This window comes from Streptomyces sp. AM8-1-1 (assembly GCF_032229325.1).
Taxonomy (GTDB): Bacteria; Actinomycetota; Actinomycetes; order Streptomycetales; family Streptomycetaceae; genus Streptomyces; species Streptomyces achmelvichensis.
This window is the reverse complement of the sequence record NZ_CP135086.1, coordinates 1,847,028-1,872,179: the sequence shown is the minus strand read 5'-3', so window position 1 is coordinate 1,872,179 and position 25,152 is coordinate 1,847,028. Positions and strand designations below refer to the sequence as shown.

At 70.2% G+C, this 25,152-nt stretch carries 26 protein-coding genes and 1 pseudogene; 12 read left to right on the top strand and 15 right to left on the bottom strand.

Annotated elements, in window-relative coordinates; translation table 11 throughout:
- Positions 1-164: 164 nt before the first annotated feature.
- On the top strand, positions 165-719 hold the full coding sequence (locus tag RPQ07_RS08530; RefSeq protein WP_313943472.1) for a YceI family protein: 555 nt from the start codon (positions 165-167) through the stop codon (positions 717-719).
- 66 nt (positions 720-785) lie between these two features.
- Here the strand turns inward: RPQ07_RS08530 and RPQ07_RS08525 are convergent, their stop codons facing one another.
- Positions 786-1,646: a phosphotransferase enzyme family protein gene (locus RPQ07_RS08525; protein ID WP_313943470.1), complete on the bottom strand. Its 861-nt coding sequence runs from the start codon at positions 1,644-1,646 to the stop codon at positions 786-788.
- A 159-nt stretch (positions 1,647-1,805) separates the two neighbouring features.
- Between RPQ07_RS08525 and RPQ07_RS08520 the strand changes: the two genes are divergently transcribed.
- The 4 genes and pseudogenes from RPQ07_RS08520 (at position 1,806) to mgt (ending at position 6,099) form a co-directional block, all read left to right on the top strand.
- Positions 1,806-2,708, top strand: coding sequence for a sugar ABC transporter permease (locus tag RPQ07_RS08520; protein ID WP_313943469.1), 903 nt, complete (start codon positions 1,806-1,808; stop codon positions 2,706-2,708).
- Positions 2,705-3,547, top strand: a complete 843-nt coding sequence (locus RPQ07_RS08515; protein WP_313943468.1) for a carbohydrate ABC transporter permease — start codon at positions 2,705-2,707, stop codon at positions 3,545-3,547. The genes RPQ07_RS08520 and RPQ07_RS08515 overlap by 4 nt, the downstream gene beginning before the upstream one ends.
- Complete coding sequence (locus RPQ07_RS08510; protein WP_313943467.1) at positions 3,547-4,842, top strand: sugar ABC transporter substrate-binding protein; 1,296 nt, start codon at positions 3,547-3,549, stop codon at positions 4,840-4,842. Before RPQ07_RS08515 ends, RPQ07_RS08510 begins: the two co-directional genes overlap by 1 nt.
- Positions 4,843-4,856: 14 nt before the next feature.
- Positions 4,857-6,099, top strand: a pseudogene (gene mgt, locus RPQ07_RS08505) (macrolide-inactivating glycosyltransferase).
- A 936-nt stretch (positions 6,100-7,035) separates the two neighbouring features.
- On the opposite strand, the gene RPQ07_RS08500 reads toward mgt, so the two are convergent.
- On the bottom strand, positions 7,036-9,300 hold the full coding sequence (locus RPQ07_RS08500; RefSeq protein ID WP_313943465.1) for an MMPL family transporter: 2,265 nt from the start codon (positions 9,298-9,300) through the stop codon (positions 7,036-7,038).
- A 366-nt stretch (positions 9,301-9,666) separates the two neighbouring features.
- Here RPQ07_RS08500 and RPQ07_RS08495 point away from each other — a divergent pair, with 366 nt between their 5' ends.
- From RPQ07_RS08495 to RPQ07_RS08485, 3 genes are all read left to right on the top strand, one after another.
- Positions 9,667-10,866: a S8 family peptidase gene (locus RPQ07_RS08495; RefSeq protein ID WP_313943464.1), complete on the top strand. Its 1,200-nt coding sequence runs from the start codon at positions 9,667-9,669 to the stop codon at positions 10,864-10,866.
- 106 nt (positions 10,867-10,972) lie between these two features.
- A protein-coding gene (locus RPQ07_RS08490; protein WP_413777715.1) for an IS5 family transposase occupies positions 10,973-11,781 on the top strand; the annotation gives its coding sequence in 2 pieces (ribosomal slippage) (positions 10,973-11,321 and positions 11,321-11,781; 810 coding nt in all).
- A gap of 22 nt (positions 11,782-11,803) precedes the next feature.
- On the top strand, positions 11,804-12,352 hold the full coding sequence (locus RPQ07_RS08485; protein WP_313943462.1) for a DUF1697 domain-containing protein: 549 nt from the start codon (positions 11,804-11,806) through the stop codon (positions 12,350-12,352).
- A gap of 15 nt (positions 12,353-12,367) precedes the next feature.
- Here the strand turns inward: RPQ07_RS08485 and RPQ07_RS08480 are convergent, their stop codons facing one another.
- On the bottom strand, positions 12,368-12,559 hold the full coding sequence (locus RPQ07_RS08480; RefSeq protein ID WP_313943461.1) for a DUF4236 domain-containing protein: 192 nt from the start codon (positions 12,557-12,559) through the stop codon (positions 12,368-12,370).
- A 118-nt stretch (positions 12,560-12,677) separates the two neighbouring features.
- Here RPQ07_RS08480 and RPQ07_RS08475 point away from each other — a divergent pair, with 118 nt between their 5' ends.
- From RPQ07_RS08475 to RPQ07_RS08460, 4 genes are all read left to right on the top strand, one after another.
- Positions 12,678-13,712 carry a ketopantoate reductase family protein gene (locus RPQ07_RS08475; RefSeq protein ID WP_313943460.1) on the top strand — a complete coding sequence of 345 codons (1,035 nt, stop codon included), beginning with the start codon at positions 12,678-12,680 and terminating at the stop codon, positions 13,710-13,712.
- 9 nt (positions 13,713-13,721) lie between these two features.
- Entirely contained in the window at positions 13,722-14,294 is a 573-nt protein-coding gene (locus RPQ07_RS08470; RefSeq protein ID WP_313943459.1) for a TIGR03086 family metal-binding protein, read from the top strand.
- Between the two features lie 236 nt (positions 14,295-14,530).
- Positions 14,531-14,782, top strand: a complete 252-nt coding sequence (locus RPQ07_RS08465) for a DUF6400 family protein (protein WP_313943458.1) — start codon at positions 14,531-14,533, stop codon at positions 14,780-14,782.
- Positions 14,769-14,981, top strand: a complete 213-nt coding sequence (locus tag RPQ07_RS08460) for a hypothetical protein (RefSeq protein WP_313943457.1) — start codon at positions 14,769-14,771, stop codon at positions 14,979-14,981. The genes RPQ07_RS08465 and RPQ07_RS08460 overlap by 14 nt, the downstream gene beginning before the upstream one ends.
- 58 nt (positions 14,982-15,039) lie before the next feature.
- On the opposite strand, the gene RPQ07_RS08455 is transcribed toward RPQ07_RS08460, so the two are convergent.
- The 12 genes from RPQ07_RS08455 to RPQ07_RS08405 all read right to left on the bottom strand — a co-directional run bounded on the left by RPQ07_RS08455 (position 15,040) and on the right by RPQ07_RS08405 (position 25,093).
- The gene (locus RPQ07_RS08455; RefSeq protein ID WP_313943456.1) at positions 15,040-15,786 is read right to left on the bottom strand and encodes a sirohydrochlorin chelatase; all 747 of its coding nucleotides are present in this window, start codon (positions 15,784-15,786) and stop codon (positions 15,040-15,042) included.
- Between the two features lie 8 nt (positions 15,787-15,794).
- On the bottom strand, positions 15,795-16,688 hold the full coding sequence (locus RPQ07_RS08450; RefSeq protein WP_313943455.1) for an ABC transporter permease: 894 nt from the start codon (positions 16,686-16,688) through the stop codon (positions 15,795-15,797).
- The gene (locus tag RPQ07_RS08445) at positions 16,675-17,469 is read right to left on the bottom strand and encodes an ABC transporter ATP-binding protein (RefSeq protein WP_313943454.1); all 795 of its coding nucleotides are present in this window, start codon (positions 17,467-17,469) and stop codon (positions 16,675-16,677) included. Before RPQ07_RS08445 ends, RPQ07_RS08450 begins: the two co-directional genes overlap by 14 nt.
- A 34-nt stretch (positions 17,470-17,503) precedes the next feature.
- Entirely contained in the window at positions 17,504-18,613 is a 1,110-nt protein-coding gene (locus RPQ07_RS08440) for an aliphatic sulfonate ABC transporter substrate-binding protein (protein WP_313943452.1), read from the bottom strand.
- Positions 18,614-18,820: 207 nt separating this feature from the next.
- Positions 18,821-20,164, bottom strand: coding sequence for a sulfate adenylyltransferase subunit 1 (locus RPQ07_RS08435; protein WP_313943451.1), 1,344 nt, complete (start codon positions 20,162-20,164; stop codon positions 18,821-18,823).
- Positions 20,165-20,166: 2 nt separating this feature from the next.
- The gene (gene cysD / locus RPQ07_RS08430; RefSeq protein WP_313943450.1) at positions 20,167-21,105 is read right to left on the bottom strand and encodes a sulfate adenylyltransferase subunit CysD; all 939 of its coding nucleotides are present in this window, start codon (positions 21,103-21,105) and stop codon (positions 20,167-20,169) included.
- A complete protein-coding gene (cysC, locus tag RPQ07_RS08425; protein ID WP_391837403.1) occupies positions 21,102-21,635 on the bottom strand; it encodes an adenylyl-sulfate kinase in 534 nt (177 codons plus the stop codon). Before cysC ends, cysD begins: the two co-directional genes overlap by 4 nt.
- 32 nt (positions 21,636-21,667) lie before the next feature.
- The gene (locus RPQ07_RS08420) at positions 21,668-22,363 is read right to left on the bottom strand and encodes a phosphoadenylyl-sulfate reductase (RefSeq protein WP_313943448.1); all 696 of its coding nucleotides are present in this window, start codon (positions 22,361-22,363) and stop codon (positions 21,668-21,670) included.
- Positions 22,360-22,539 carry a hypothetical protein gene (locus RPQ07_RS08415; RefSeq protein ID WP_313943447.1) on the bottom strand — a complete coding sequence of 60 codons (180 nt, stop codon included), beginning with the start codon at positions 22,537-22,539 and terminating at the stop codon, positions 22,360-22,362. The genes RPQ07_RS08420 and RPQ07_RS08415 overlap by 4 nt, the downstream gene beginning before the upstream one ends.
- Positions 22,536-24,233 (bottom strand): nitrite/sulfite reductase, encoded by a 1,698-nt coding sequence (locus RPQ07_RS08410; protein ID WP_313943446.1) that lies wholly within the window; start codon positions 24,231-24,233, stop codon positions 22,536-22,538. The genes RPQ07_RS08415 and RPQ07_RS08410 overlap by 4 nt, the downstream gene beginning before the upstream one ends.
- 114 nt (positions 24,234-24,347) lie before the next feature.
- The gene (locus RPQ07_RS37775; RefSeq protein ID WP_351448512.1) at positions 24,348-24,431 is read right to left on the bottom strand and encodes a putative leader peptide; all 84 of its coding nucleotides are present in this window, start codon (positions 24,429-24,431) and stop codon (positions 24,348-24,350) included.
- Positions 24,432-24,526: 95 nt separating this feature from the next.
- A complete protein-coding gene (locus RPQ07_RS08405) occupies positions 24,527-25,093 on the bottom strand; it encodes a GNAT family N-acetyltransferase (protein ID WP_313943445.1) in 567 nt (188 codons plus the stop codon).
- Positions 25,094-25,152: the final 59 nt, after the last annotated feature.

Here is a 25,152-nt window from a genome sequence, read left to right as displayed (position 1 = left end):
GAGCGCCGTCCGGGGCCATCCGGGGACGGGCCGGGGCCGTGCACGCGCCACGGCAGGGGGTCGGCGGTGCCTCGCCCGGACGGGCCGTTTGGTGACGTCCGACCGGGTTACGCATCCCACGAGACCGTTGTCGACGGTTCGAACGACACTCGGAGGCGCTTCGCATGACCGCTGCACAGCAGATCCCGGACCTCACCCCCGCCACGTGGACCATCGACCCCGTCCACTCCTCGGTGGGCTTCTCGGTACGCCACCTGATGGTGTCCAAGGTCCGCGGCAGCTTCGAGAGATTCTCCGGCGAGATCACCATCGCCGAGGACCCGCTGCTCTCCTCCGCACGCGTGGAGATCGACATGTCCTCGATCGACACCCGCAACGAGGACCGCGACAACGACCTGCGCAGCACCAACTTCTTCGAGAGCGACCGCTATCCGGTCATGACCTTCGTGACGACCGGCGTGCGCGGCTCCGGCACGGACTACACGGTCACCGGCGACCTCACCATCAAGGGCACCACCCGTCCGGTGGAGCTCGACGTCGAGTACAACGGTGTCCAGGTCGACAGCCCCCTGGGCACCCGGGCCGGGTTCGCCGCCACGACCGAGATCAGCCGCAAGGAGTTCGGCATCACCTTCGACATGCCCCTCGAGGGCGGCGGTACCGTCGTCGGCGACAAGATCAAGATCGACCTCGACATCCAGGCCGTGCTCCAGGCCTGACGCCGTTCGGGTCGGGGCGACGCGGGTCGCGCGGCCGTCCCGGTCGCGCGGGTTGGAGACGGATGGTCAGAAGGGGTACCAGCGGACGTCCGGCGTGGCCGTCCGCAGGGACTCCACCCTGCGGCCGAACTCCAGCCGCGCCGCCTCGTTCGTCGGCGCGTGCTGCGCCACCCACGCACAGCTCGCCGTCTCCCGTGCGCCCCGCAGCACCTCGCACCCCTCCCACTCCCGCACATCCCACCCGTACGCCTCGGTGAAGGACTCGTACGCCTCCCACCCCAGGCCGTACCGGTCCCTGGACAGGGCCATCACCACCAGGTCGTGCTCGCGGAAGTCGCCGGAGAACGTCTCCAGGTCCACCAGCACCGGGCCGTCCGGGCCCACATGGACATTGCGGGGCAGTGCGTCCCCGTGGATAGGCCCGGGCGGCAGGTGCGGAGTGAGCGCGGCAGACGCCGCCGCGAAACCGTCGCGCCGCTCCCGCAGAAAGGCCGCGTCCGCCGGGTCGATCGCATCCCCGGCCAGGTGCAGCCACCGCTCGACCCCGCCCAGCAGCTCCCGCCGCGGCAGCGTGAAGTCCGGCTCGGGCAGCGCGTGCACCTGACGCAGCAGACCGGCGAGGTCCGTCGCGTCGGCCGGGCGTACCGCGTCGGGGAGGCGGTGCCAGAGCGTCACCGGATGCCCTTCGACCCGCCGTGCCCGCGGCTCCGCGGGCCGTACCGCGGGTACCCCCGCCTCCGCGAGCCAGACGCCGATGGCCAGTTCGCGTTCCGCCCGCGCCTGAAGGGTCTCGTCGCCGACGCTCCGGCCGACCTTCACGACCAGGTCGTCCGCCGAGAAGACCGCGTTCTCGCCGAGCGCCAGCAGCGCCGCGTCGGCGGGCAGTCCGGCGGCCCTCAGCACCTCACGTGCCCTCGTCTCGTCCATCCGGCACCACTCCCGCTCTCGCTCCCACGACCCTGTGAATCCGCCAAAGTCTTGCATCCGTGCAGGTGGGGTTGACGAAGCGACGGGCCGTCAGCACGATGACGGGGGCCGCCAGGGCGGCCGGACCAGCAGGACCAGCCGCCCGAAGGAGTCGATTCCGTGACATCGGCGACCGCAGCGCCGCGGTCCGCGCGCAGGACGGACCATGGAGCCTGGTTCCTGGTCCTCCCGGCGCTGATCCCCATACTGGTGCTCAGCGTGGGGCCGCTGCTCTACGGCATCTCGCTGGCGTTCACGGACTCCCAGGCCGGACGCACCGAGCCGACCCAGTGGATCGGCACCCTCAACTTCCAGGACCTGCTCCACGACACGCTGTTCTGGGACTCCTTCAGAATCGGCCTGCTGTGGGCGGTCGGCGTGACGGTGCCGCAGTTCGTGCTGGCGCTCGGTCTCGCGCTGCTGCTGAACCAGCAGCTCCGGCTGCGCTGGCTGGCCCGCGCCCTCGCGATCATTCCCTGGGCGATGCCCGAGGTGGTCGTCGGCATCATGTGGCGTCTCGTCTACAACCCCGACGCGGGCATCCTCAGCGAGACGATCCGCGATCTGGGACTCGGCGACGGACGCGACTGGCTGACCGGGCTGGCCACCGCCCTGCCCGCCGTGATCGTCGTCGGCATCTGGGCGGGCATGCCGCAGACCACCGTGGCCCTGCTCGCCGGACTGCAGAACACACCGCACGAACTGCACGAGGCCGCCGCCCTCGACGGCGCGGGCGCCTGGCGCCGGTTCCGCACGGTCACCTGGCCGGCGTTGAAGCCCATCGCCCTCGCGATCACCGCGCTCAACTTCATCTGGAACTTCAACTCGTTCGCGCTGGTGTACGTGCTCACCAACGGCGGGCCCGGAGGGCGCACCCGCCTCCCCATGCTCTTCGCCTACGAAGAGGCCTTCCGCTACGGACAGTTCGGCTACGCCGCCGCCATGGGCTGTGTGATGGTCGCGGTCATCTCCGTGATGCTCGCCCTCTATCTCGTGGGACGGCTCAAGGGAGGGGACGAGTGACCACGCTCCGTACCGGCAGGGCCGGCCGCGCGGGACAGTACGCCGCACTGGCCTGCTACCTCGTCTTTCTGGCCTTTCCCTTCCTCTGGCTGATCTCCACGGCCTTCAAGCCGCCGCGGGAACTGGGCTCGCTCCACCCCACCTGGATCCCCGAGAACCCGACGCTCGACAACTTCCGTCAGGCTTTCGACGAACAGCCCCTGCTCCAGGCGGCCGGGAACAGCCTGATCGCCGCGGTGTCCGCCTCCGTGATCGCGGTGCTGATCGCGACCCCGATGGCGTACGTCATGGCCCGCAACCGCAGCAATCTCTCCACGGCCGCCACCGGGTGGGTGGTGGTCAGCCAGGCGTTCCCGTTCGTCCTGGTGATCATTCCGCTGTTCCTGATCCTCAAGAACCTGCATCTGATCAACACCCTCGCCGGGCTGATCATGGTGTACGTCGTGTGGGCGCTGCCGTTCGCGCTCTGGATGCTCGTCGGATACGTACGGGCCGTGCCGCGCGAGCTGGAGGAAGCCGCGGCCGTCGACGGTGCGGGCCGGCTGCGCACGCTGGTGTCGGTCACCGCCCCTCTCCTGGCGCCGGGCATCGTCGCCACCGCGCTGTTCGCGTTCATCACCGCATGGAACGAGTTCTTCTTCGCGCTCGTCCTGCTCAAGACCCCGGAGAAGCAGACCTTGCCGGTCGTCCTGACGCACTTCCTCGGCGCGGAGGGGGCCGCCGATCTCGGGCCGCTCGCCGCCGCGGCGTTCCTCGCCACGCTTCCCTCGCTCGTCCTCTTCGCGGTCATCCAGAAGCGGATCACCGGCGGCATGCTGGCCGGGGCGGTGAAGTCCTGATGCGGGCGCGGACGCTGGCCGCCGCGGCCACGGTGCTGGCCCTGCTGCTGACCGGCTGCTCGGACGGCGACGACGGGCGGACGGACGGGACCGTCAGGCTGCGGTTCCAGTCCCTCGCCTGGCAGAAGGAGTCCGTCGACGCGAACAAGGAGCTCGTCGCGGAGTGGAACAGAACCCATCCCGGTGTGCAGGTCGACTATGTCCAGGGCAGCTGGGACAGCGTCCACGACCAGTTGCTGACCTCGTTCGAGGGCGGTGAGGCGCCGGACATCATCCATGACGCGTCCGACGACCTCGCCGACTTCGCGTACGGCGGCTATCTCGCCGACCTGACCGGCCTCCTGCCCCAGCGGCTGAAGGACGACATCCCCCGGCAGAGCTGGGAGACGGCCACCTTCGACGGGAAGACCTACGGCGTCCCCTTCCTCCAGGAACCACGGGTCCTGATCGCCAACAAGAAGATCCTCGACGCCTCGGGGGTCAGGGTCCCGACGGCCGCGGATCCGTGGAGCTGGGCCGAGTTCCGTGAGGTCACCAAGACGCTGACGGCCGCGATGGGCAAGGGGAGGTACGGCGTCGCCTGGCCGCTCAAGGAGCCGGTCTCCGTCACCCTCAACCTCGGGCTGTCGGCGGGCGGGCGGCTCTTCCACCGGGGCGACGACGGCAGGGTCACCGTCCGGTTCACGGACGCCGACGGGGTGATGCCCGGGACGGTCCACGACCAGGTCAACACCGACCGGAGTGCCGCGCGGACCACGCTCGGCATGAGCGGCTCGGACACGCTGCCCGGTCTCTTCGGTGGTAAGTACGCGATGGTGCCGCTGGGCTTCTCCTTCCGGCAGCAGGTCGTGCAGCAGGCGCCGAAGGGCTTCGAGTGGACGGTGTTGCCGGCTCCCGCCGGCGACGAGGGGAACGCACAGGGCGTCAGTCCGCAGACCCTGTCGGTCGCGCAGGACAGTCCTTATAAGAAGGAGGCGGCCGCGTTCATCGACTTCATGCTCCGGCCGCCGAACATGGTGCGGCTCGCGAAGGGGGACTGGATGCTGCCGACCGGCACCCGGGCACTCGCGGACCCGGCACTGCACACCCCGAAGGACGGCTGGGCCACCGGCGCCGAGCTCGCGCGGAGTCTGCGGTCCGCCCCGGCGCAGTCGGTCCGCGGCTATCCGGAGTGGAAGGACAAGGTGGCCACGCCCGCACTGCAGGAGTACTACAGCGGTGCCATCGACCGGAAGGAGCTGGAGAAGCGGCTGGAGAGGGACGGCAATCTGGTGCTCGCGCGCTATCAGCGCTGACACGGCAGGGAGCTCTGTTGCACGAGACGTCTCGTCTCGTTTACGCTCGGTCCCATGACCGAACGACAGCGTGCCCATATCGCCATGTTCTCCATCGCCGCCCCCGGGCATGTGAACCCGAGCATCGAGGTCGTCCGGGAACTGGTCGCACGCGGCCACCGCGTCAGCTACGCGATCCCCGCCTCGTACGCCGACCGCGTCGCCGCGACGGGAGCGACGCGCGTCGTCTACACCTCGACCCTGCCCACGGAGGAGGAACCGGAGGCGTGGGGGACCGAACTCATCGACAACATCGAGCCCTTCCTCCACGACGCCATCCAGGTGCTGCCCCAGCTGGCGGAGGCCTTCGAGGGCGACGAGCCGGACCTCGTGATCCACGACATCGCCTCCTACCCGGCGCGCGTCCTCGCCCACCGCTGGGGCGTGCCCGCCGTCTCGCTCTCCCCGAACCTCGTCGCCTGGGAGGGATACGAGGAAGAAGTGGCCGAGCCGATGTTCGCGGAACTCAAGGCGTCCGAGCGCGGCCGGGCGTACTACGCGCGCTTTCGCGGGTGGCTCGCGGAGAACGGGCTCGCCGACCGTGACCCCGACGCCTTCGTCGGCCGCCCGGCGCGGTCGATCGTCCTGATCCCCAGGGCACTTCAGCCGAACGCCGACCGGGTCGACGCGTCCGTCCACACCTTCGTCGGCGCATGCCAGGGCGAGCGCAAGGACCAGGGGGAGTGGCAGCGGCCGGCCGGCGCGGAGAAGGTGCTGCTCGTCTCGCTGGGCTCGGCCTTCACCAAGGTCCCCGCGTTCTACCGCGAGTGCGTGAAGGCCTTCGGAGGGCTGCCGGGCTGGCACGTGGTGCTCCAGATCGGCCGCTACGTCGAGGAGTCGGAGCTCGGGGACGTACCGCCGAACATCGAGGTGCGCTCATGGGTGCCGCAACTGGCGGTGCTGCGCGAGGCGGACGCGTTCATCACGCACGCGGGAGCGGGCGGCAGCCAGGAGGGCCTGGCGACGGCAACCCCGATGGTCGCGGTGCCGCAGGCGGTCGACCAGTTCGGCAACGCGGACATGCTGGTGGGACTGGGAGTGGCGCGCCGTCTGGACTCGACGACGGCGACGGCGGAGGACTTGCGGGAGGCGGTGCTGTCCCTGACCTCGGACCCGGAGGTGGCCCGCCGGCTGACGGAGATCGGGGCGGGCATGGCGGCGGAGGGCGGCACACCGCGCGCGGCGGACCTGATCGAGGCGGAGCTGCCGCGGGTGTGACAAGAGGCCGAGCTTGCTCGGGTGTGAGCGGGGTGGAGCTGCCGCGGACATGAGGCGATCGCCGGACGGGCTTCGGGAGGAAGCTGGTCCGGCGATCGAGGACGCGGGTCGGGGTGCTTGCCGCAGGGGCGATTTGTCAGAGGCGGTGCACCGAGAGCTTCGCCTCAGGGGCGGTGCCAGCGGCGCGGGTTGGGCCCGTGCCCCCGGCTCTGGGCTGTGCCCGGGTTGGGTCCCGTGCCCGGGTTGGGACCCGCGCCCGAGTTGGGGCCCGCGCCCGGACTCGAGGCCGAGTCCCCGGCTCAGGGCCGCGCCCGGGTTGGGGGCCGTGCCCCCGGTTGGGAGCCGTGCGCGGGTCCGTACCCGTACCCGAGTTGGGACCCGCGTCCGGACTCGGGGACGTTCCTCGGCTCAGGGCCGGGCCCGGGTTCGGAGCTGCGTCCGGACTCGGGGCCGAGCCCGCGGCTTCAGGGCCGAGCCCCCGGCTCAGGGCCGAGCCCCCGGCTCAGGGCCGAGCCGGGGTCCGTACCGCCGCCCGGGTTGGGACCCGCGCCCGAGTTGGGGCCCGGGCCCCGGTTGAGGGCCGTGCCCGGCTCGGGGCTGTGCCCGGGGCCGTACCCGCGCCCCGGGCCCGTATCCGCGCCCCGGGTCCGTATCCGCGCCCCGGGTCCGTATCCGCGCCCCGGGCCCGTATCCGCGCCCCGGGTCCGTATCCGCGCCCGGACCCGCGCCCGGGTCGGGGACCCGCGCCCCGGACTCGGACCCCCGCCCCGGACTCGGGGCCGAGCCCCCGGGGTTCGGGTGCTTTGGCCCCGAGCCGCGCACACGGCTTCGTCAACCAGGTTCGAGGCCCCGCCCCCGTCGTTCGGGCACCTCGGGTCCGGACCCGCGTATCCCGTCCGGGGCTGCGCACCCGAGCTCGCCCCGGACCCACGGCTCCTACACGGCTACCGGCGCACCACGCCCGTCGTCGTCATGACCCCGTACCCCCGCTCCCGCCTCCACCGGAACCACCGGCTCGTCGTGCGTCATGTCCGGCAGCCACCGGAGCCACTTCGGGAAGTACCAGTTCTTCTCACCCAGCAGTGCCATCACCGCCGGCAGCAGCACTCCGCGGATGATCGTCGCGTCGATCAGCACCGCTGCCGCCAGGCCCACGCCCATCTGCTTCATCGACTGCATCGACAGCGTCCCGAAGATGGCGAACACCGCCACCATGATGACCGCCGCGCTCGTCACCACTCCCGCGGTCGTGACCACGCCGTGCGTGATCGCGTCGCGTGTGCTCCGGCCCTGCATCTTCGCCTCGCGGATCCGCGACACCACGAACACGTGGTAGTCCATCGAGAGCCCGAACAGGATCACGAAGAGGAACAGCGGCAGCCAGGAGATGATCGCGCCCACACCCTCGGCGCCCACCAGCGACGCGCCCCAGCCGTGCTGGAAGACCGCGGTCAGGATTCCGTACGCCGCGCCCACCGACAGCAGGTTGAGTGCGATCGAGGTGACCGCGATCGTCAGCGACCGGAACGACAGCAGCATCAGGATGAAGGCGAACACCACCACGAAGGCGAAGACCGGTGCGACGGACCCCGTGAGCTGATCGTTGAAGTCCTTCGAGCCGGCGACCTGGCCGCTGATCGGCGCCTCGAGGCCGTCGACCGCGCCCAGCGTGGCGGGCCGGACCTCCTCGCGCAGGATGCCCAGGCTCTTCTCCGCCTTCTCCTGGTCGGAACCGCCGACCAGCGGGACGTAGATGAAGGCGATGTTCTCGGCGTCGTGCGTGACGACCTCGACCGGGCCCCTGGACGCGCCCGAACTCACCGCCTGTGCGCGGAAGTCGGCGATGGCCGACTTCACGGGCGCCGCGTTGATGTCGTCCGCCTTGATGACGACCTCCGCCGGGTCGGCGCCGCCGGGGAAGGCCTCGTTGACCCGCTCGTAGGTGGCCACGATCGGCACCGAGTCGCCGAACTCCTGGTCCAGCGTGAGGTTCTGGGTCTTCATCCCGATCGCGGGTAGGGCGATGGCCACCAGTGCGCCCGCGGCGACCACGAGAGAGACCATCGGCCGCTTGAGCACACCGCCGAGGACCGCGGTCCACAGCCGGCTCTCGCCGTTCGTGCCGCGCTTGGCCCGGTTGAGGAACGGGATGCGCCCCTTCTCCACCCGCTCGCCGAGCAGGGAGAGCAGCGCGGGAAGGACGGTCACCGAGCCGGCCATCGCCACGGCCACCACGATCAGCGAGGCGAGACCCATGGACTCGAACTCACCGATGCCCGTGAACAGCATGCCCGCCATGGCCACGCACACCGTCACCCCGGAGACGATGACGGCCCGGCCGCTGGTCGCCGCGGCGATCTGCATCGCGGTGTGCGCGTCGCGCCCCGCGGCCCTCTCCTCGCGCTCACGGCGCAGATAGAAGAGGCAGTAGTCGACGCCGACCGCGAGACCGACCAGCAGCATCACCGAGTTCGCCGTCTCGCTCATCGGCATGACATGGCTGACGACACCCATCAGACCCATCGTCGCCATGATGGCGGTGATGGCGAGCGCGACGGGCAGCAGGGCCGCCACCAGCGCGCCGAAGGCGATCAGCAGAATGCCGAGCGCGACCGGCACGGCGGAGAGTTCGGCCTGCTTGAAGTCGTCACCGAAGGCGTCGTCGAACGTCTTGTTCATACTGGCGCCGCCGATCTCCTCGATCCGCAGCTCCTGATGCTTGTCCTGCACGTCGGCAACGGCCTTCAGCACCGGCTCGATCCGCTCGCTCGCCGTCTCGGCCTCACCGCGCACATCGAACTGGACGAGCGCACTGCGCCCGTCCTTCGAAATGCTCCGGGTGGTGTACGGCGAGGTGACGCCGCTGACCTCACCGGTGGCGTTCACCGCCTTCATCACCGCGTCGACCGCCGACCGGAACTCGGCGTCGGTGGCCTTGAGAGAGCCGTTCCTCGACTGGAGGAGTACGGACTCGCTCGCGGGCTCGTCGACCCCGGCGTCCTCGGTGATCTTCGATGCCTGAGTGGTCTCCCCCTTCAACTGGTCGCTGTCCTTCAGTTCCACCGTGCCGGCGGCCGAGCCGGCCACCATGGCGACCAGGACGAACACCACCCAGATCCCCACCGCGGCCCATCGGTGCCGGGCGCTCCAGCCGCCTGCCCGCGCGGCGAGACCGCGCGGTCCTCTCCCTGCGTTCTCCATGACAGCTGCCCCCTTTTCCCGGACGCGAACACGGCGCCTGCGTCTCCGTTCTGACGCTAGGGGCACATTCAGGCCGTCTCCTCCTGCCCGGCGGTGACCCCGGGAGGCCGTCACCTCCTCCTTTCGGACCGGGTGCATCCCCGACAAGAAGGATCGAAGCCCCTTACATGTAAAGCCAGATGGGTCTGCTGCCCGATGTGGGAGGCCTTGGCCGGTTTCTTATTACGAAACCTTGTTGTCTAAGTCACAGCTGCATGAAGGTCTTGATCTGGGCGCGTCAATCGGTCAGGGTTTCGAACCAGCCCCCGGAGATCTTCCGGCCGAGGGCCAATCCCCCCACAAATGATGACGAGGAGACCCCTCTTCATGGCAGATCACAAGCGCACGAGCAGGATGAAGCTCACCGCTGCCATCACAGCTGTCGCGGCAGCGGCCGGAGTGACCGTGCTCGGCACGTCCTTCGCCGGTGCGGCAACTCCCGCCGAAGGCACGATATTCGGGGCCAACGCCGAAGGCGCGGTCGCCGGCAGCTACATCGTGATGCTGGACAAGAAGGCCGACAAGCAGGACCTGGCCACCGAGTACGGCGGCAAGCTCCAGCGCAACTACGGCTCCGCCATCAACGGCTTCTCCGCGAGTGGCCTCACGGAGACCGAGGCCAAGCGCCTCGCCGCCGACCCCGCGGTCGACAAGGTCGTGCAGAACAAGAAGTTCAGGGCCAACGCGACGCAGGACAACCCGCCGTCGTGGGGCCTCGACCGTGTCGACCAGGCCGACACGGCGGGCGACAACAAGTTCACCTACCCCGACAGCGCGGGCGAGGGGGTGACGGCGTACGTGATCGACACCGGAGTCCGTGTCACGCACAAGGACTTCGAGGGCCGGGCGACCAGCGGCTTCGACGCGATCGACAACGACGACAACGCCGACGACGGCAACGGCCACGGCACGCATGTCGCCGGCACCATCGCCGGTGCGAGCCACGGTGTCGCCAAGAAGGCGAAGATCGTCGCCGTCCGGGTGCTCGACGACAACGGCTCCGGCACCACGGAGCAGGTCGTCGCGGGCATCGACTGGGTCACCAAGAACCACAAGGGCCCCTCCGTCGCCAACATGAGCCTCGGCGGCGGCGCGGACGAGGCGCTCGACGAGGCCGTCCGCAAGGCGGTCGCCGCCGGCGTCACCTTCGCGGTCGCGGCCGGCAACGAGTCCTCGGACGCTGGCCAGGGTTCGCCGTCACGGGTGACCGAGGCCATCACCGTCGCCTCCTCCACCAAGGAGGACGCACAGTCGGAGTTCTCCAACTTCGGCAAGGTCGTGGACATCTACGCCCCGGGCTCGGACATCACCTCGGCGTGGAACGACAGTGACGAGGGCACCAAGACGATCTCCGGCACCTCCATGGCGACGCCCCATGTCGTCGGTGCCGCGGCCGTCTACCTCGCAGGTCACCAGGACGCCACCCCGGAGCAGGTCGCCAAGGCCCTCACCGACGGTGCCACGGCCGACAAGATCTCCAACCCGAGCGCCGGCACGCCCAACAAGCTGCTGAAGGTCGTCGAGTGACCGACGCCCACCCGCGCTGAACCGGCGGCCGCCGCGCCCTCCCCCACGGGGCGCGGCGGTCGCCTTAGACGTCATCTCATTTGGCTGGCTCGGTAGGATGCCGGTCATGGTGGGGATCGTTGAGCGGTTGGTGCCGGACGAGTTGTGGGAGTTGTTCCAGCGGGTGGTGCCGGAGGCGCCGTCGCGGCCGCAGGGTGGTGGGCGGCGACGGCACGGCGACCGGGAGGTGCTGGCCGCGATCGTATTCGTGGCCACCTCGGGTTGTACATGGCAGCAGGTGCCGTCGGCGTCGTTCGGGCCGTCCGGAGCGACGGCCCACCGGCGGTTCTCGGAGTGGTCGAAGGCCAGGGTGTGGGCCAAGCTCCACCGCCTGGTCCTCGACGAACTCGGCGTTCGTGGCGAGTTGGACTGGTCTCGTTGCGCGATCGACTCGGTGAACATGCGGGCCCTGAAAAGGGGGACCTGACGGGTCCGAATCCTGTCGACCGGGGCAAGTACGGGTCGAAGATCCACTTGATCACCGAGCGGACCGGTCTGCCCATATCCGTCGGTATTTCCGGTGCCAACCTGCACGACAGCCAAGCCCTGATCCCGCTCGTGAAGGGCATCCCGCCGATCCGCTCGCGCCGAGGCCGGCGGCGGCGCAAGCCCGGCAAGCTCCACGCCGACAAGGGCTACGACTACGCCCACCTGCGGCGCTGGTTACGCCAGCGCGGCATCACCCACCGCATCGCCCGCAAGGGAGTCGAGTCCTCGCAACGACTGGGCCGCCACCGCTGGACCGTGGAACGCACCATGGCCTGGCTCGCCGGCTGCCGCCGACTCCACCGCCGCTACGAACGCGAAGCCGACCACTTCCTCGCCTTCACCAGCATCGCCTGCACCCTCATCTGCTACCGCAGACTCACCAAATGAGATGACCTCTTAGGCTGTGCCGATGACCACGAGGTATGCGGCACTGCTGCGCGGGATCAATGTGGGCGGGCACAAGCGAGTTCCCATGGCCGAACTCCGTGCGCTCATCGAGGAGTTGGGCCATACGGCTGTCGCCACCCACCTCCAGAGCGGCAACGCCGTCTTCGACGCGGCCTCCGGCGACGAACAGTCCCTCGTGGTGGAACTGGAGCGAGGCATCGAGGACCGCTTCGGCTTCCGCGTCGACTGTCTCGTACGCGACGCCGCCTATCTGCGGGCGATCGCCGACAACTGCCCGTTCCCCGCGGCCGAGTTGGAGGGCAAGCAGCTCCACGTCACGTATCTCTCGGACCCCGTCGGCCCCGAACGGTTCGCGGAGATCGACCCGGCCGCCTTCGCCCCCGAGGAGTTCCGGATCGGCGACCGGGCGCTGTACCTCTACGCACCGAACGGGCTCGGGCGCTCCAAGCTCGCCGAGGCGCTCGGCAGGCCACGGTTCAGCCGGGGCATCGTCGCCACCACCCGCAACTGGAACACGGTCGTCAAGCTGGTCGAGCTGACACGGAGCTGACCCGCCCGGCGCGGATCAGTGCCGCCCGGAGTGCCGGCGCCAGCTGAAGCCGCCCGGCAGCCGCACCGACGCGCTGCGGTGCCCGTGGCTGTCCCGGGTGAGGTGGGCGCGACGCCCGCCGAGAGTCCAGGACCAGCCGTGCGAGCCGATGTTCAGGTGCAGCAGCTTGGGGATGATGGTGATCCGCTTGTGGTAATAGAACGACATGTCGGCCTCCTTCCCTCGATGGTGAACCGTCCGGGCCCCGTGGCCGTCACCGCCACGCCACGGTTGTGTCACCGCGGGCCCGTGCGAGATCCACTACGGCTGTGCGAGCCTCGTACGTATGCGCTACATCATCATCGGGGCAGGGGCGGTCGGCGGCACGATCGGCGGACGGCTGGCGGAGGCCGGCCATGAGGTGGTGCTCGTCGCGCGCGGCGCGCACCACGCGGCACTGCGGGACGGCGGACTGCGCCTGACCGCGGCGGACGGCACCAGCACGCACCGGCTGCCGGTCGTCGACCGCGCCGACGCGGTGCGGCTGACGCCGGAGGACGTGCTGGTGCTCTCCGTGAAAACACAGGACAGCACGGCCGCGCTCGAGGACTGGGCCGCGCAGCCCGTGGACGGCGGCGGCACCGCGTCGGAGCGGCTGCCCCTGGTCTGCGCGCAGAACGGCGTGGAGAGCGAACGTCTCGCGCTGCGCCGGTTCCGCAGGGTCTACGGGATGTGCGTCTATCTGCCCGCCACCCATCTCGAACCGGGTGCCGTCTCCGCGTCCGGCCGGCCGCTGACCGGCGTTCTGCACATCGGCCGCTTCCCGGGCGGCACGGATGAGACCGCCCGGCGCGTCTCCGCCGACCTGGAGAGGTCGAACTTTCTCGCGCCGGTCGTCGCCGACGTCATGCGCTGGAAGTACGCGAAGCTCACCAGCAACCTCGCCAACGCCATCGAGGCCGCGACCGGCGTCCTCGCCGACGAGGCCGGAGTCGCCCTCGCCCGGCGTGTGATGGCGGAGGGCCGCGTGGTCCTCGCGGCCGCGGGCATCGAGGTGGCCGGTGAGGAGGAGCAGAAGGAGGTGCGGACCGACAAGATCCGCTTCGATCCCTTCGACGGTTCCAAGCGGCGCGGCGGCTCGTCCTGGCAGTCGCTCGACCGCGGCACGGGCACGATCGAGTCCGACTACCTCAACGGCGAGATCGCCCTGCTCGGCCGGCTGCACGGCGTACCGACCCCGGTCAACGACACCCTCCAGCGCGTTGCCAACAGCTTCGCCCGCGAGCGCCGGCCGGCCGGTTCGATGACGGTCGCCGAGCTGACCGCCCTGGTCGACGAGGCTGTCGCGATTCTTCAAGACCCGTCGGAGGCGTCGCCCTAGCGTCGAGGCATGAACAGCATTCACCCGCACCTGACGGCCTGTGCCGCCGAGGCCGCTCGTGTCGCCCGCGCCGTGAGCCCCGACCAGCTGACCATGCCGTCCGTCTGTGACGCCTGGACCGTACGGGACCTCGCCAACCATCTCGTCCTGTACTCCTCGCACGGACTGGAGCACCGCGCCCTGCGCGTCCAGCTGCCCGACGAGCTCGTGCGACGGGACTTCACCGCCGAGGCCGACTGGGCCGAGCAGTACGCGGCCCAGCTGGAGCGCGCACTGAAGGCCTGGTCGGTGCCGGAGGCCTGGGAGGGAGAGGTGGACCTCGGTTTCACCGTGATGCCCGCCTCGGAGATCGCCTCGCTCATCGTCAAGGAACTGGCTCTCCACGGCTGGGACCTGGCCCGATCCACCGGCCAGGCGTTCAGCCTCCCGGAGGGGACGGGTGCGTTCGTTCTCGCGGTCGTCGAGGAGCACGCCGATGTCTACCGGCAGTACGACGGCTTCGCCGCCCCCGTTCCGACGGCCGGGGACGCCACGGCCTTCGAGCGGGCACTCGCGACGAGCGGCCGCGACCCACGGGGCTGAGGGCGCTGTCCCACCGGTGCGCGAGTGCGGCCGGGCGGCGCCCGCGGACCCTGTGGAGTCCCTCACACGACCCACCGTTTTCGGTGGCTTTTGCCCGGTATGTGAGGGTGGTGACTTCAGTGGGTCGACCGTCCGTTTCAGGTGGTGACGACCCCTTTGAGCTGACGCTTCCTCGGTTCGGATGCCCTTGATAGACACAGGGGGTTCGGTCAGCGACCCGGCGGGAGAAGCAAGGCATGATCCACGACCAGACTCCGGATCTCCACGAGTTCGAGATGGACCTGACCCGTGACGAGGTCCGGCGGCGCGCCGCGGTGCTCCGCGCACTCGGGGACGACTGGGACCCGGTGGCCGTGCTGGCGGGCGAGCAGGAGGCGTACCGACTGCTCTACTCGAACCTCGACGCCGAGCAGCAGGAGACCTACGACCGGCTGGTCGCGGCCGGCGTCCTTCCGGGAGGGGAGGGCGAGGGCCGTGCTGCCGCTTGATCCCACGGCCGACGCCGGACGACGGGCCTGGGTGCGGTGCCCGGGGTGCGCCGACCACCGGGACTGCGCCGTCTGCCTGGCCGGCCGCTCGTGCAGCACCCACTGGCGCTATCTGCTCTCCAGCCGGGGCAGCACACTCCAGCTCCAGTGCTCCAACTGCGCCCATCTGTGGGCTCATGAGACCGGATTCGGCGCCTGAGCGTGCTGATCGCTCGGCCCTCCAGCACCTGGGGCCGTACGACCCAGACGCTCCGCCGTCAGGCGGTGGCCGCGATCCGGTGCCCGACCCGCGCCTCGTCGTAGCGCTCCAGCAGCAGGCTGACCAGCTCGGGTGACGGGCCCAGCACATCCGCCAGGACATCCGCCCCGGCGGCCCCCTCCGCGATCCGGTCCGGCAGCCGGCCCGGCGCGATGACGTACGGGGCCACCGCGACGCGCGCGCAGCCGTCGGCCCGCAGGGAACGCACCGCGTCCTCGGTGCGGGGCAGTGATGCGGAGGCGAACGCAGGCCGCACGGCGCACCAACCGGTGTCCCGCAGCTCCCGCGCTACTTCTGCGATCACTGCGATCGCCTCCGGGTCCGTGGAGCCCGCCGAGGCCAGAACCAGCCCGGTCGAGCGCTTGTCGGCCGGGCCGAGCCCGGCCTCCCGCAGCCGCCGTTCCACCGCGGCCAGCAGCAGCGGCGAGGGGCCCAGCACCTCCGCCTGGTGCACCCGCAGCCGCGGCAGCCTCCCCGACGCCTCCCGCAGCACGGCGGGGATGTCGGACTTGGCGTGGAAGGCGCGGGTCAGCAGCAGCGGAAGTGCCACGACCTCCTCCGTACCCTCCGCCGCCAGCCGCTCCAGGACCCGCGGCACCGACGGTGCGTTGAAGTCCAGGAAGCCCGTCTCGACCCGCAGCCCCGGCCGCCGGGCCCGTACCCGGTTCACCAGCGCATGGACGGTCGCGGCATGCCGCGGATCGCGGCTGCCGTGGGCGACGACGAGGAGTACGGGTCGGGACATGACGTCACTCAGCTCTTGACGAGGAGACCGCGGCCCCGCAGCACCGCGCGCTCCAGCGGACTGAAGATCAGCAGGTCGATGGCGATGCCGACGATCAGGATCAGAAGGATCGCCAGGAACACCCCGGGCATGTCGGAGTTGTTGCGGCCGTTCTCCAGCAACTGGCCGAGCCCGAGGCCCAGATCGGGCGACGAGGCGATGATCTCCGCGGCCATCAGCGAGCGCCAGGAGAAGGCCCAGCCCTGCTTGAGGCCGGCCACATAGCCCGGCAGCGCGGCCGGCATGACGATGTGCCAGGTGCCGCGCAGGCCCGTCGCTCCCATCGTCCGGCCCGCCCGCAGGAACAGCGGAGGCACCTGGTCGACGCCGGAGACGAGACCGTTGGCGATCGAGGGGACGGCTCCCAGCAGGATCACCGCGTACATCATCTGGTTGTTCAGCCCGAGCCAGATCACGGCCGGCGGCACCCAGGCCACCGACGGCAGCGACTGGAGACCCGACAGGATCGGGCCGATCGCCGCCCGGACGAACTTCACCCGGGCGACCAGCAGACCCAGCGGTGTGCCGATGGCGAGCGCCAGGAGGAAGCCGAGCAGACCGCGCGAGATGCTCGTCCACACGATCTCCAGCAGGCTGCCCTGGAGCCACAGGTCGGAGACGCTGGTCCAGACGGCGCCCGGCGCGGGCAGACTGCCCTCGTCGGTGACCTTCGCCCACACCAGCACCTGCCAGACCACGATCACCAGCGCGACGGCGGTGAGCGGCGGCAGCACCTTCTTGAGGAGCACCTCTCGCACCGGGGTGCGGTGCGACTGCACCGCGTCCAGTGCGTCCAGGCCGGCCTCGAGCCCGGCGAGGTCGTCGGACTTGGTGACCTTCGCGGTGGTCTCAGTGCTGGCCATGTCGGCGGATCTCCCCACGCAGTTGTTCAGTGATCTCGATCGACAGCTCCGCCACGGCGGCGTCCTCGATCCGGCGCGGCTGCGGGATGCCCACCGTCCACTCGCGGGCGATGCGCCCCGGACGGGAGGACAGCAGCACCACACGCTCGGCCAGCCGGACGGCCTCGCGGACGTTGTGGGTGACGAACAGCACGGACACGTTCGTCTCGCGCCAGATCCGGGTCAGCTCGTCGTGCAGCACGTCCCGGGTGATCGCGTCCAGCGCCGCGAACGGCTCGTCCATCAGCAGCAGTTGGCTGTCCTGCGCCAGCGCACGGGCCAGGGCGACACGCTGGCGCATACCGCCCGACAGCTCGTGCACCCGCTTGCCGTACGCGCCGCTGAGCCGGACGAGCTCCAGCAGCCGTTCGGCCTCCGTGCGCCGCTCGGCCTTGGCGACACCGCGCAGCCGCAGCGCGAGTTCGATGTTCTTCCCCGCGGTCAGCCACGGGAACAGCGCGTGCTCCTGGAACATCAGGGCCGGCCGCCCGCCGGGGGTCTCGATGGCCCCGGCGCTCGGCGCGTCCAGCCCGGCGACCAGATTGAGCAGCGTGGACTTGCCGCAGCCCGATGCCCCCAGGAGCGTGACGAACTCTCCCGGCGCGACATCGAGAGTGATGTCGTCCAGGACGAGCTGCTGTCCGGCAGGTCCTGCGAAGGACTTGGAGACATGCTCGAGACGGGCGGCGTGCCCGGCCGTCGTGCGCTCCTCGGCCTGGTCCTTGGTGAGGGTGCTGGCCATGGTCGTCACCTCCTGGGAACGTGGGCTTACGTGGTTACTTGACGCCGAGACCGGCGTCGGCGACCTCGGGCTTGCCCTCGGCCTTCAGGACCTTGTTCAGCGTCGTCAGGTCGTAGATGCCGTTCAGGTCCGGCTTCTCCAGCAGCCCCGCCTTCACCGCGTGGTCCGCCTGTGCCTGCAGCGTCGCTGCCAGCGGGTCGTCGATGAACTGCACGGACTTCCACGCCGGGTCGATGATGTCGGCGGGCAGATCCTTGCCGGTGAGCGCCTTCAGCTTGGCGTTGGCGGAGGCCTTCGCCTTGTCCGGGTTGGCGTTGATCCAGGCGTTCGTCTTCACCGTGCCGCGCAGCAGCGCCTCGACGACGTCCGGGTGCTCCTTGAGGAACTTCTGCGACACGATGATGTTCGTGATGACGAACTTCTTGTCGGGCCACAGGGCGGACTCGTCGAGCAGGACCTTGGCGCCCTGGCTGACCAGCTTGGACGCGGTCGGCTCCGGCACCCACGCGCCGTCCACGGAGCCGGACTTGTAGGCGTCCGGGGTGATCTTGTTGTCCGAACGGACCACGGAGACGTCGCCCTTGCCGCTCTGGGCGTCGACCTTCCAGCCCTTCTCCTTGATCCAGTTGAGGAAGGCCACGTCCTGCGTGTTGCCCAGCTGGGGAGTGGCGATCTTCTTGCCCTTGAGGTCGTCCAGGGTCTTGATCTTCTTGGGGTTGACCACCAGCTTCACACCGCCGGACGCGGACCCGCCGACGATCCGGAGGTTCTTGCCCTTGGACTTGGTGTAGGCGTTGATCGAGGGGGAGGGGCCGATGAAACCGATGTCGATCGCGCCCGCGTTCAGCGCCTCGATCTCGGACGGACCGGCGTTGAACGTCGTGGACTTGATCTGCGTCCCGCCCAGTTCCTTCTGGAGGAGGCCCTCCTGCTCGCCCACGAGGGCGGTGGCATGGGTCAGGTTGGGGAAGTAGCCGAGCTTCACGCTGTCGGCGGAGAGCTTCTTGCCGTTCGCGGCGGGAGCGACCTTGTCGTCCTTGTCGGCCTCGGAGCCGTATCCGCAGGAGGCGAGTGCGCCGATCAGCAACGGCAGTGCGGCGGCGGCGGCGATACCGCGGCGCAGGGTGGTACGGGTGGCAGGCACGGGAGGTGTTCCTCTCGGAGGCCCGGCGGTCACGTCCTACGGAGCGTGGCCGGGAGGTCGACTGGTCTGTGTCTTCGTCTGTGGTGCAGTGTTCGGTGGTGCATTCGGGTCAGCGCGCACATCGCACGACACCCCCGGATCCCGCGCCGAGGGTGCCGCTGCCCACGCGGCCGCCCTCCTTCGCGAAGGTGGAGAAGACGTCGGTCATCAGAAGTCCCATTCGGCGTCGTCGTCGGCCGCCTGCACGGCCTCGGCGGTGGTGGCGAAGGAATCGCCCGCCATACCCGCGGCCAGCGTGGTGCCGTCGGCGGGGTCGATCAGCAGGAAGGATCCGGTACGCCGGGAGTGCGCGTACGAGTCGAGCGCGAGCGGTTCGGCGGTCCGCACCTTCACCAGCCCGATGTCGTTGGCGACCAGCTGCCCCGGGTTCGGGTGCTGGGAGAGGTCGTCGAGGGTGAGCCGCGAGGGGATCTCCTTGACGATCGCCTTGACCGTGCGGGTCGTGTGCTTCAGCAGCACGCGCCGGCCCACCGTCAGCGGCTGGTCCGCCACATGGCAGACCGTCGCCTCGATGTCCTGGGTGGTGGCCGGGGCGTCGTCGCTCGGCACGATGAGGTCGCCGCGCGAGATGTCGATGTCGTCCTCCAGCAGGAGGGTCACCGACTGAGGCGTCCAGGCGACGTCCACCGCGTTGCCGAGCAGATCGATCGCCGCGATCTTCGAGGTGCGACCCGCGGGGAGCACGGTCACCTGCTCGCCCACCCGGAAGGTGCCGGCGGCGATCTGGCCCGCGTAGCCTCGGTAGTCCGGGTGCTCGGCGGTCTGCGGACGGATCACGTACTGCACCGGCAGCCGCGCGTGGCAGCTCGTCAGATCATGGCTGACCGGCACCGTCTCCAGGTGCTCCAGCACGGTCGGGCCGCCGTACCAGTCCATGTTCGCGGACGGGTCGACCACATTGTCACCGGCGAGCGCCGAGATCGGGATCGCGGTGATCTCGGGCACGCCGAGGGAGGCCGCGTACGCGGTGAACTCCTCGGCGATGGCGGCGAAGACGGGCTCGGCGTAGTCGACGAGGTCCATCTTGTTCACCGCGAGGACGACGTGCGGAACGCGCAGCAGAGCGGCGACGGCGGCGTGCCGGCGGGTCTGCTCGACCACTCCGTTGCGCGCGTCGACCAGTACCACCGCGAGCTCGGCGGTCGACGCGCCGGTCACCATGTTGCGGGTGTACTGCACATGGCCCGGGGTGTCGGCGAGGATGAACCGCCTGCGCGCGGTGGCGAAGTAGCGGTACGCCACGTCGATGGTGATGCCCTGCTCCCGCTCGGCCCGCAGGCCGTCGGTGAGCAGCGCCAGGTCCGGCGTCTCCTGGCCGCGCGAGCGGGAGGCGTGTTCCACGGCCTCCAACTGGTCGGTGAGAACCGACTTGGAGTCGTGCAGCAGCCGTCCGACCAGCGTGGACTTGCCGTCGTCGACGGAGCCGGCGGTGGCGAAACGCAGCAGGGTGGTGGCCGAGATCCCGGCGAGCTGCCCGGTGGTGGTCGTCATGGCTAGAAGTACCCTTCGCGCTTGCGGTCTTCCATCGCGGCCTCGGACATCTTGTCGTCGGCACGGGTCGCGCCCCGCTCGGTGAGCCGGGAGGCGGCGATCTCGGCGATCACGGCATCGAGCGTGGTGGCGTCGGAGTCGACGGCGCCGGTGCAGGACATGTCGCCCACCGTGCGGTAGCGGATGAGCCGGGTCTCCACCGACTCGGACTCCTTGGGGCCGCCCCAGTCGCCGGCGGTCAGCCACATACCGCTGCGGGCGAACACCTCGCGCTCATGGGCGAAGTAGATCCCCGGCAGTTCGATCTTCTCGCGCTGGATGTACTGCCAGACGTCCAGCTCGGTCCAGTTGGAGAGCGGGAAGACCCGGACGTGCTCGCCCGGAGCGTGCCGGCCGTTGTACAGCTGCCACAGCTCGGGGCGCTGCCGGCGCGGGTCCCACTGCGAGAACTCGTCGCGCAGCGAGAAGACCCGCTCCTTGGCGCGCGCCTTCTCCTCGTCGCGCCGCCCGCCGCCGAAGACCGCGTCGAAACGGTGCTGCTGGATCGCCTCGGTCAACGGGACGGTCTGCAACGGGTTGCGGGTGCCGTCGGGCCGCTCGCGCAGGGTGCCGGCGTCGATGTACTCCTGCACGGACGCGACGTGCAGACGCAGACCGTGCCGCTCGACCGTGCGGTCGCGGTACTCGATGACCTCGGGGAAGTTGTGCCCGGTGTCGACGTGCAGCAGCGTGAAGGGGACCGGGGCCGGCGCGAAGGCCTTGAGCGCGAGGTGCAGCATGACGATGGAGTCCTTGCCGCCGGAGAAGAGGATCACCGGCCGCTCGAACTCACCCGCCACCTCACGGAAGATGTGGACGGCCTCCGACTCCAGGGCGTCCAGGTGCGACAGCGCGTACGGGCTGTCGACGTCCCCGGTCGGATGGTTGACGCTCGTCGTCATGCCAGGCCCTTCTCGATGAGCAGCGCGTGCAGCGCCGCCGCGGACTGCTGAACGGTCTGGTTCTGCGACTCGATCCGCAGATCCGGGCTCGCCGGCTCCTCGTACGGGTCGTCGACGCCGGTGAGCCCGCTGATCTCGCCCGCCGCCTGCTTGGCGTAGAGACCCTTCACATCGCGCTCGGAGCAGACGTCCACCGGGGTGGCGACATGCACCTCGACATAAGCGGTGCCCTCCGCCGCGTGCCGCTTGCGCACCGCCTCACGGCTGTCCGCGTACGGCGCGATCACCGGGACGAGAGCCGTGACGCCGTTGGACGCCAGCAGTTCGGCGACGAAGCCGATCCGCTGGACGTTGGTGTGGCGGTCCTCGCGGCTGAAGCCCAGTCCCGCCGAGAGGAACTCGCGGATCTCGTCGCCGTCGAGCACCTCGGTGCGGTGCCCGTCGGCGCGCAGCCGTGCGGCGAGTTCGTAGGCGATCGTGGTCTTGCCGGCACTCGGCAGACCGGTGAGCCAGACAGTGGCCCCAGTCACGTGCTTCTCCCGCTGCTTCTCGTCGTCGTCCATCAGCCGTGCAGCCCGCACTCGGTCTTGCCGCGCCCTGCCCAGCGGCCGGCCCGTGCGTCCTCGCCCTCCAGCACCCGGCGGGTGCAGGGCGCGCAGCCGACGGAGGCGTAACCGTCCGTCAGCAGCGGGTTGGTGAGCACGCCGTGCTCGGCGACGTAGGCGTCCACGTCGTCCTGTGTCCAGCGGGCGATCGGGGAGACCTTGACCTTCTGCCGCTTCTCGTCCCAGCCGACGACCGGGGTGTTCGCCCGGGTCGGGGACTCGTCGCGGCGCAGCCCGGTCGCCCAGGCGTCGTACCCGGTCAGGCCTTCTTCCAGCGGCCTGACCTTGCGCAGCGCGCAGCACAGGTCGGGGTTGCGGTCGTGCAGCTTCGGGCCGTACTCGGCGTCCTGCTCGGCCACCGACTGACGGGGCGTGAGTGTGATGACGTTGACGTCCATCACGGCCTCGACGGCGTCCCGCGTGCCGATGGTCTCCTCGAAGTGGTAGCCCGTGTCGAGGAAGACGACGTCCACGCCCGGCAGGGCGCGGGAGGCGAGATGGGCGACGACCGCGTCCTCCATCGAGGAGGTGACGCAGAAGCGCGCCCCGAAGGTCTCGGTCGCCCACCTCAGGATGTCCAGGGCCGGCGCGTCCTCGAGCTCCCGCCCGGCCTGCTCGGCGAGCTCTTTGAGATGTGTCTGAGTCAGCGTCATATCTCGTCCCCTCCACCGTCGTTGCGCTGAAGTCCACGGGTCAGCAGCCCGAGGAACTTCAACTGGAAGGCCCGGTTGCATGCCGCGCATTCCCAGGCGCCGTGGCCCTGCTCGTTCGGACGCAGGTCCTCGTCGCCGCAGTAGGGGCAGTAGAACGGGGCGGCGCGCTCGCTCATGAGAGGGCCTCCTCGCTGGCGCGCGCCGCCCAGGTGGCGAAGCGCTCGTCGTCCTCGCGCTCCGCCTCGAAGCGCTTGAGGACCCGCTCGACGTAGTCGGGCAGTTCGGCGGAGGTGACCTTCAGTCCGCGGACCTTGCGGCCGAAGCCGGGCTCCAGGCCGAGGGCGCCGCCGAGGTGCACCTGGAAGCCCTCCACCTGGTTGCCCTCGTCGTCCAGGACCAACTGGCCCTTGAGGCCGATGTCCGCGACCTGGATCCGGGCGCAGGCGTTGGGGCAGCCGTTGATGTTGATGGTGACCGGCTGGTCGAACTCGGGCATGCGCCGCTCGAGTTCGTCGATCAGCGAGGCGCCGCGCGCCTTCGTCTCGACGATCGCCAGCTTGCAGAACTCGATGCCGGTGCAGGCCATGGTGCCGCGCCGGAAGGGCGAGGGGTTCACCCGCAGATCGAGCGCCTCCAGGCCGGACACGAGCGACTCGATCCGGTCCTCCTCGATGTCGAGCACGATCATCTTCTGCTCGACGGTGGTCCGCAGCCGGCCGGAGCCGTGCTCCGCGGCGACGTCCGCGATCTTGGTGAGGGTGGCGCCGTCGATGCGTCCGACGCGCGGGGCGAACCCGACGTAGAACCGGCCGTCCTGCTGCCGGTGCACACCGACGTGGTCGCGCCACTGCTGTACGGGCTGCTCGGGCGCGGGGCCGTCGACGAGCTTGCGCTGCAGGTACTCGTCCTCCAGCACCTGACGGAACTTCTCCGGCCCCCAGTCGGCGACCAGGAACTTCAGCCGGGCGCGGGTGCGCAGCCGGCGGTAGCCGTAGTCCCGGAAGATCGAGATGACGCCCTCGTGGACGTCGGCCACCTCGTCCAGCGGCACCCAGGCGCCCAGCCGGACGCCGATCTTGGGGTTGGTGGAGAGTCCGCCGCCGACCCACAGGTCGAAACCGGGGCCGTGCTCGGGGTGGTTCACCCCGACGAAGGCGATGTCGTTGATCTCGTGCGCGACGTCCAGCAGCGGAGAGCCGGAGACCGCGGACTTGAACTTGCGGGGGAGGTTCGAGAAGGCCTTGTTGCCGATGATCCGGCGGTGGATCTCCTCGATGGCGGGCGTGCCGTCGATGATCTCGTCCTCGGCGATACCGGCGACGGGCGAGCCGAGGATCACGCGGGGGGTGTCACCGCAGGCCTCGGTCGTCGACAGGCCGACCCCTTCGAGGCGGCGCCAGATCTCCGGCATGTCCTCGATACGGATCCAGTGGTACTGCACGTTCTGCCGGTCGGTGAGATCGGCGGTGCCGCGTGCGAACTCCTCGGAGATCTCGCCGATCACCCGCAGCTGCTCGGTGGTCAGCCGTCCTCCGTCGATCCGGACGCGCAGCATGAAGTACTTGTCGTCCAGCTCCTCCGGCTCCAGGATCGCGGTCTTGCCGCCGTCGATGCCGGGCTTGCGCTGGGTGTAGAGACCCCACCAGCGCATGCGTCCGCGCAGGTCGGCGCCGTCGATGGAGTCGAAGCCGCGGTGGGCGTAGATCGTCTCAATGCGTGTCCGCACATTGAGACCGTCGTCGTCCTTCTTGGTCTGCTCGTTGGCGTTGAGCGGCGTCATGTGCCCTGCAGCCCACTGGCCCTCGCCGCGGTGACGTCCGGTCTTGCGACGCGACGCGGCGGGAGTGGGCTTTTCGGGGGTGGAGGCCATGGCTGTACGTCCTTCGAGACTGCAGGAGGGCGGCTCTGAGCTGCACACTCGCGCGGAGGCGCGTCGGTGCGCAGGGCGGTTGCTCGGTGGGGAATGCTCGGCTGTGCTGGTCTGTCAGCAGACCGGACAGATGGCGCTGGACATGCGGCCGAGGTCGACGTGCCGCCGACTCACCAAGGCAATTCCAGCTCGAGACATGACGGAAGCGTGTCACGCGGATCCGACGGCAGTCCACCATTATCCACGATGTGGACAGGGATGTCCCGTACTGTGAGACGAGTGCTGCCGGTCACTCAGCCGTGGGCGCCGGGCCAGGGGCCGGGCGTGACCGACTCCTGCTCCTCCTCCACCGTGGTGTCGAAGAGGGAGAAGCCGCGCCGCAGGTAGTTGTCCATGGCGTGCGGACCGTCCTTGGAGCAGGTGTGCAGCCAGACGCGCTTCGTCGGCGCGATGCCCGGCCGCCGTTCCGCCAGGTCCCAGGCCCTCGCCGTCGCGTACGACAGCAGATGCCCGCCGATGCCGCGCCCCCGGAACGCCGGGACGAGTCCGAAGTAGACGATCTCCACCGAGCCGCCGTCCTGGGCCTCCAGCTCCGCGTAGCCGGCCGGCGTGCCCCGGTCGTACGCCACCCAGGTCTCGGTACCCGGCCTGCCGAGCACCTCCTCCCACTGCGCGTACGTCATCGTGAGCCGGTCGGTCCACCGGATGTCGCCGCCGACGGCCGTGTACAGAAAACGGCTGAACTCGGGCGACGGCACCTCGGCGCGCACGATGCGCACGTCGTCCCCGGGGGCGGCCGCGGGCCGCAGATCGGAGGGGGAGGTCTGCTCCAGGTGCCAGGTGGTCACGGTGATGCTCATGAGCGCCAGGGAACCATGAGGGGGGCGGTGGGGCGCAAGGGGGGTCGGAAGGCGGGCGC

Excerpts from the sequence above, each read along its gene's own strand:
- RPQ07_RS08410 (WP_313943446.1), bottom strand. The coding sequence starts at position 24,233 with ATGGCCTCCACCCCCGAAAAGCCCACTCCCGCCGCGTCGCGTCGCAAG.
- RPQ07_RS08485 (WP_313943462.1), top strand. The coding sequence starts at position 11,804 with ATGACCACGAGGTATGCGGCACTGCTGCGCGGGATCAATGTGGGCGGG.
- RPQ07_RS08445 (WP_313943454.1), bottom strand. The coding sequence starts at position 17,469 with ATGGCCAGCACCCTCACCAAGGACCAGGCCGAGGAGCGCACGACGGCC.
- RPQ07_RS08455 (WP_313943456.1), bottom strand. The coding sequence starts at position 15,786 with ATGTCCCGACCCGTACTCCTCGTCGTCGCCCACGGCAGCCGCGATCCG.
- cysD (WP_313943450.1), bottom strand. The coding sequence starts at position 21,105 with ATGACGACGAGCGTCAACCATCCGACCGGGGACGTCGACAGCCCGTAC.
- RPQ07_RS08470 (WP_313943459.1), top strand. The coding sequence starts at position 13,722 with ATGAACAGCATTCACCCGCACCTGACGGCCTGTGCCGCCGAGGCCGCT.
- RPQ07_RS08510 (WP_313943467.1), top strand. The coding sequence starts at position 3,547 with ATGCGGGCGCGGACGCTGGCCGCCGCGGCCACGGTGCTGGCCCTGCTG.
- RPQ07_RS08465 (WP_313943458.1), top strand. The coding sequence starts at position 14,531 with ATGATCCACGACCAGACTCCGGATCTCCACGAGTTCGAGATGGACCTG.
- RPQ07_RS08435 (WP_313943451.1), bottom strand. The coding sequence starts at position 20,164 with ATGACGACCACCACCGGGCAGCTCGCCGGGATCTCGGCCACCACCCTG.
- RPQ07_RS08480 (WP_313943461.1), bottom strand. The coding sequence starts at position 12,559 with ATGTCGTTCTATTACCACAAGCGGATCACCATCATCCCCAAGCTGCTG.
- RPQ07_RS08500 (WP_313943465.1), bottom strand. The coding sequence starts at position 9,300 with ATGGAGAACGCAGGGAGAGGACCGCGCGGTCTCGCCGCGCGGGCAGGC.
- RPQ07_RS37775 (WP_351448512.1), bottom strand. The coding sequence starts at position 24,431 with ATGTCTCGAGCTGGAATTGCCTTGGTGAGTCGGCGGCACGTCGACCTC.
- RPQ07_RS08475 (WP_313943460.1), top strand. The coding sequence starts at position 12,678 with ATGCGCTACATCATCATCGGGGCAGGGGCGGTCGGCGGCACGATCGGC.
- RPQ07_RS08415 (WP_313943447.1), bottom strand. The coding sequence starts at position 22,539 with ATGAGCGAGCGCGCCGCCCCGTTCTACTGCCCCTACTGCGGCGACGAG.
- RPQ07_RS08405 (WP_313943445.1), bottom strand. The coding sequence starts at position 25,093 with ATGAGCATCACCGTGACCACCTGGCACCTGGAGCAGACCTCCCCCTCC.
- RPQ07_RS08495 (WP_313943464.1), top strand. The coding sequence starts at position 9,667 with ATGGCAGATCACAAGCGCACGAGCAGGATGAAGCTCACCGCTGCCATC.
- RPQ07_RS08420 (WP_313943448.1), bottom strand. The coding sequence starts at position 22,363 with ATGACGCTGACTCAGACACATCTCAAAGAGCTCGCCGAGCAGGCCGGG.
- RPQ07_RS08525 (WP_313943470.1), bottom strand. The coding sequence starts at position 1,646 with ATGGACGAGACGAGGGCACGTGAGGTGCTGAGGGCCGCCGGACTGCCC.
- RPQ07_RS08530 (WP_313943472.1), top strand. The coding sequence starts at position 165 with ATGACCGCTGCACAGCAGATCCCGGACCTCACCCCCGCCACGTGGACC.
- RPQ07_RS08450 (WP_313943455.1), bottom strand. The coding sequence starts at position 16,688 with ATGGCCAGCACTGAGACCACCGCGAAGGTCACCAAGTCCGACGACCTC.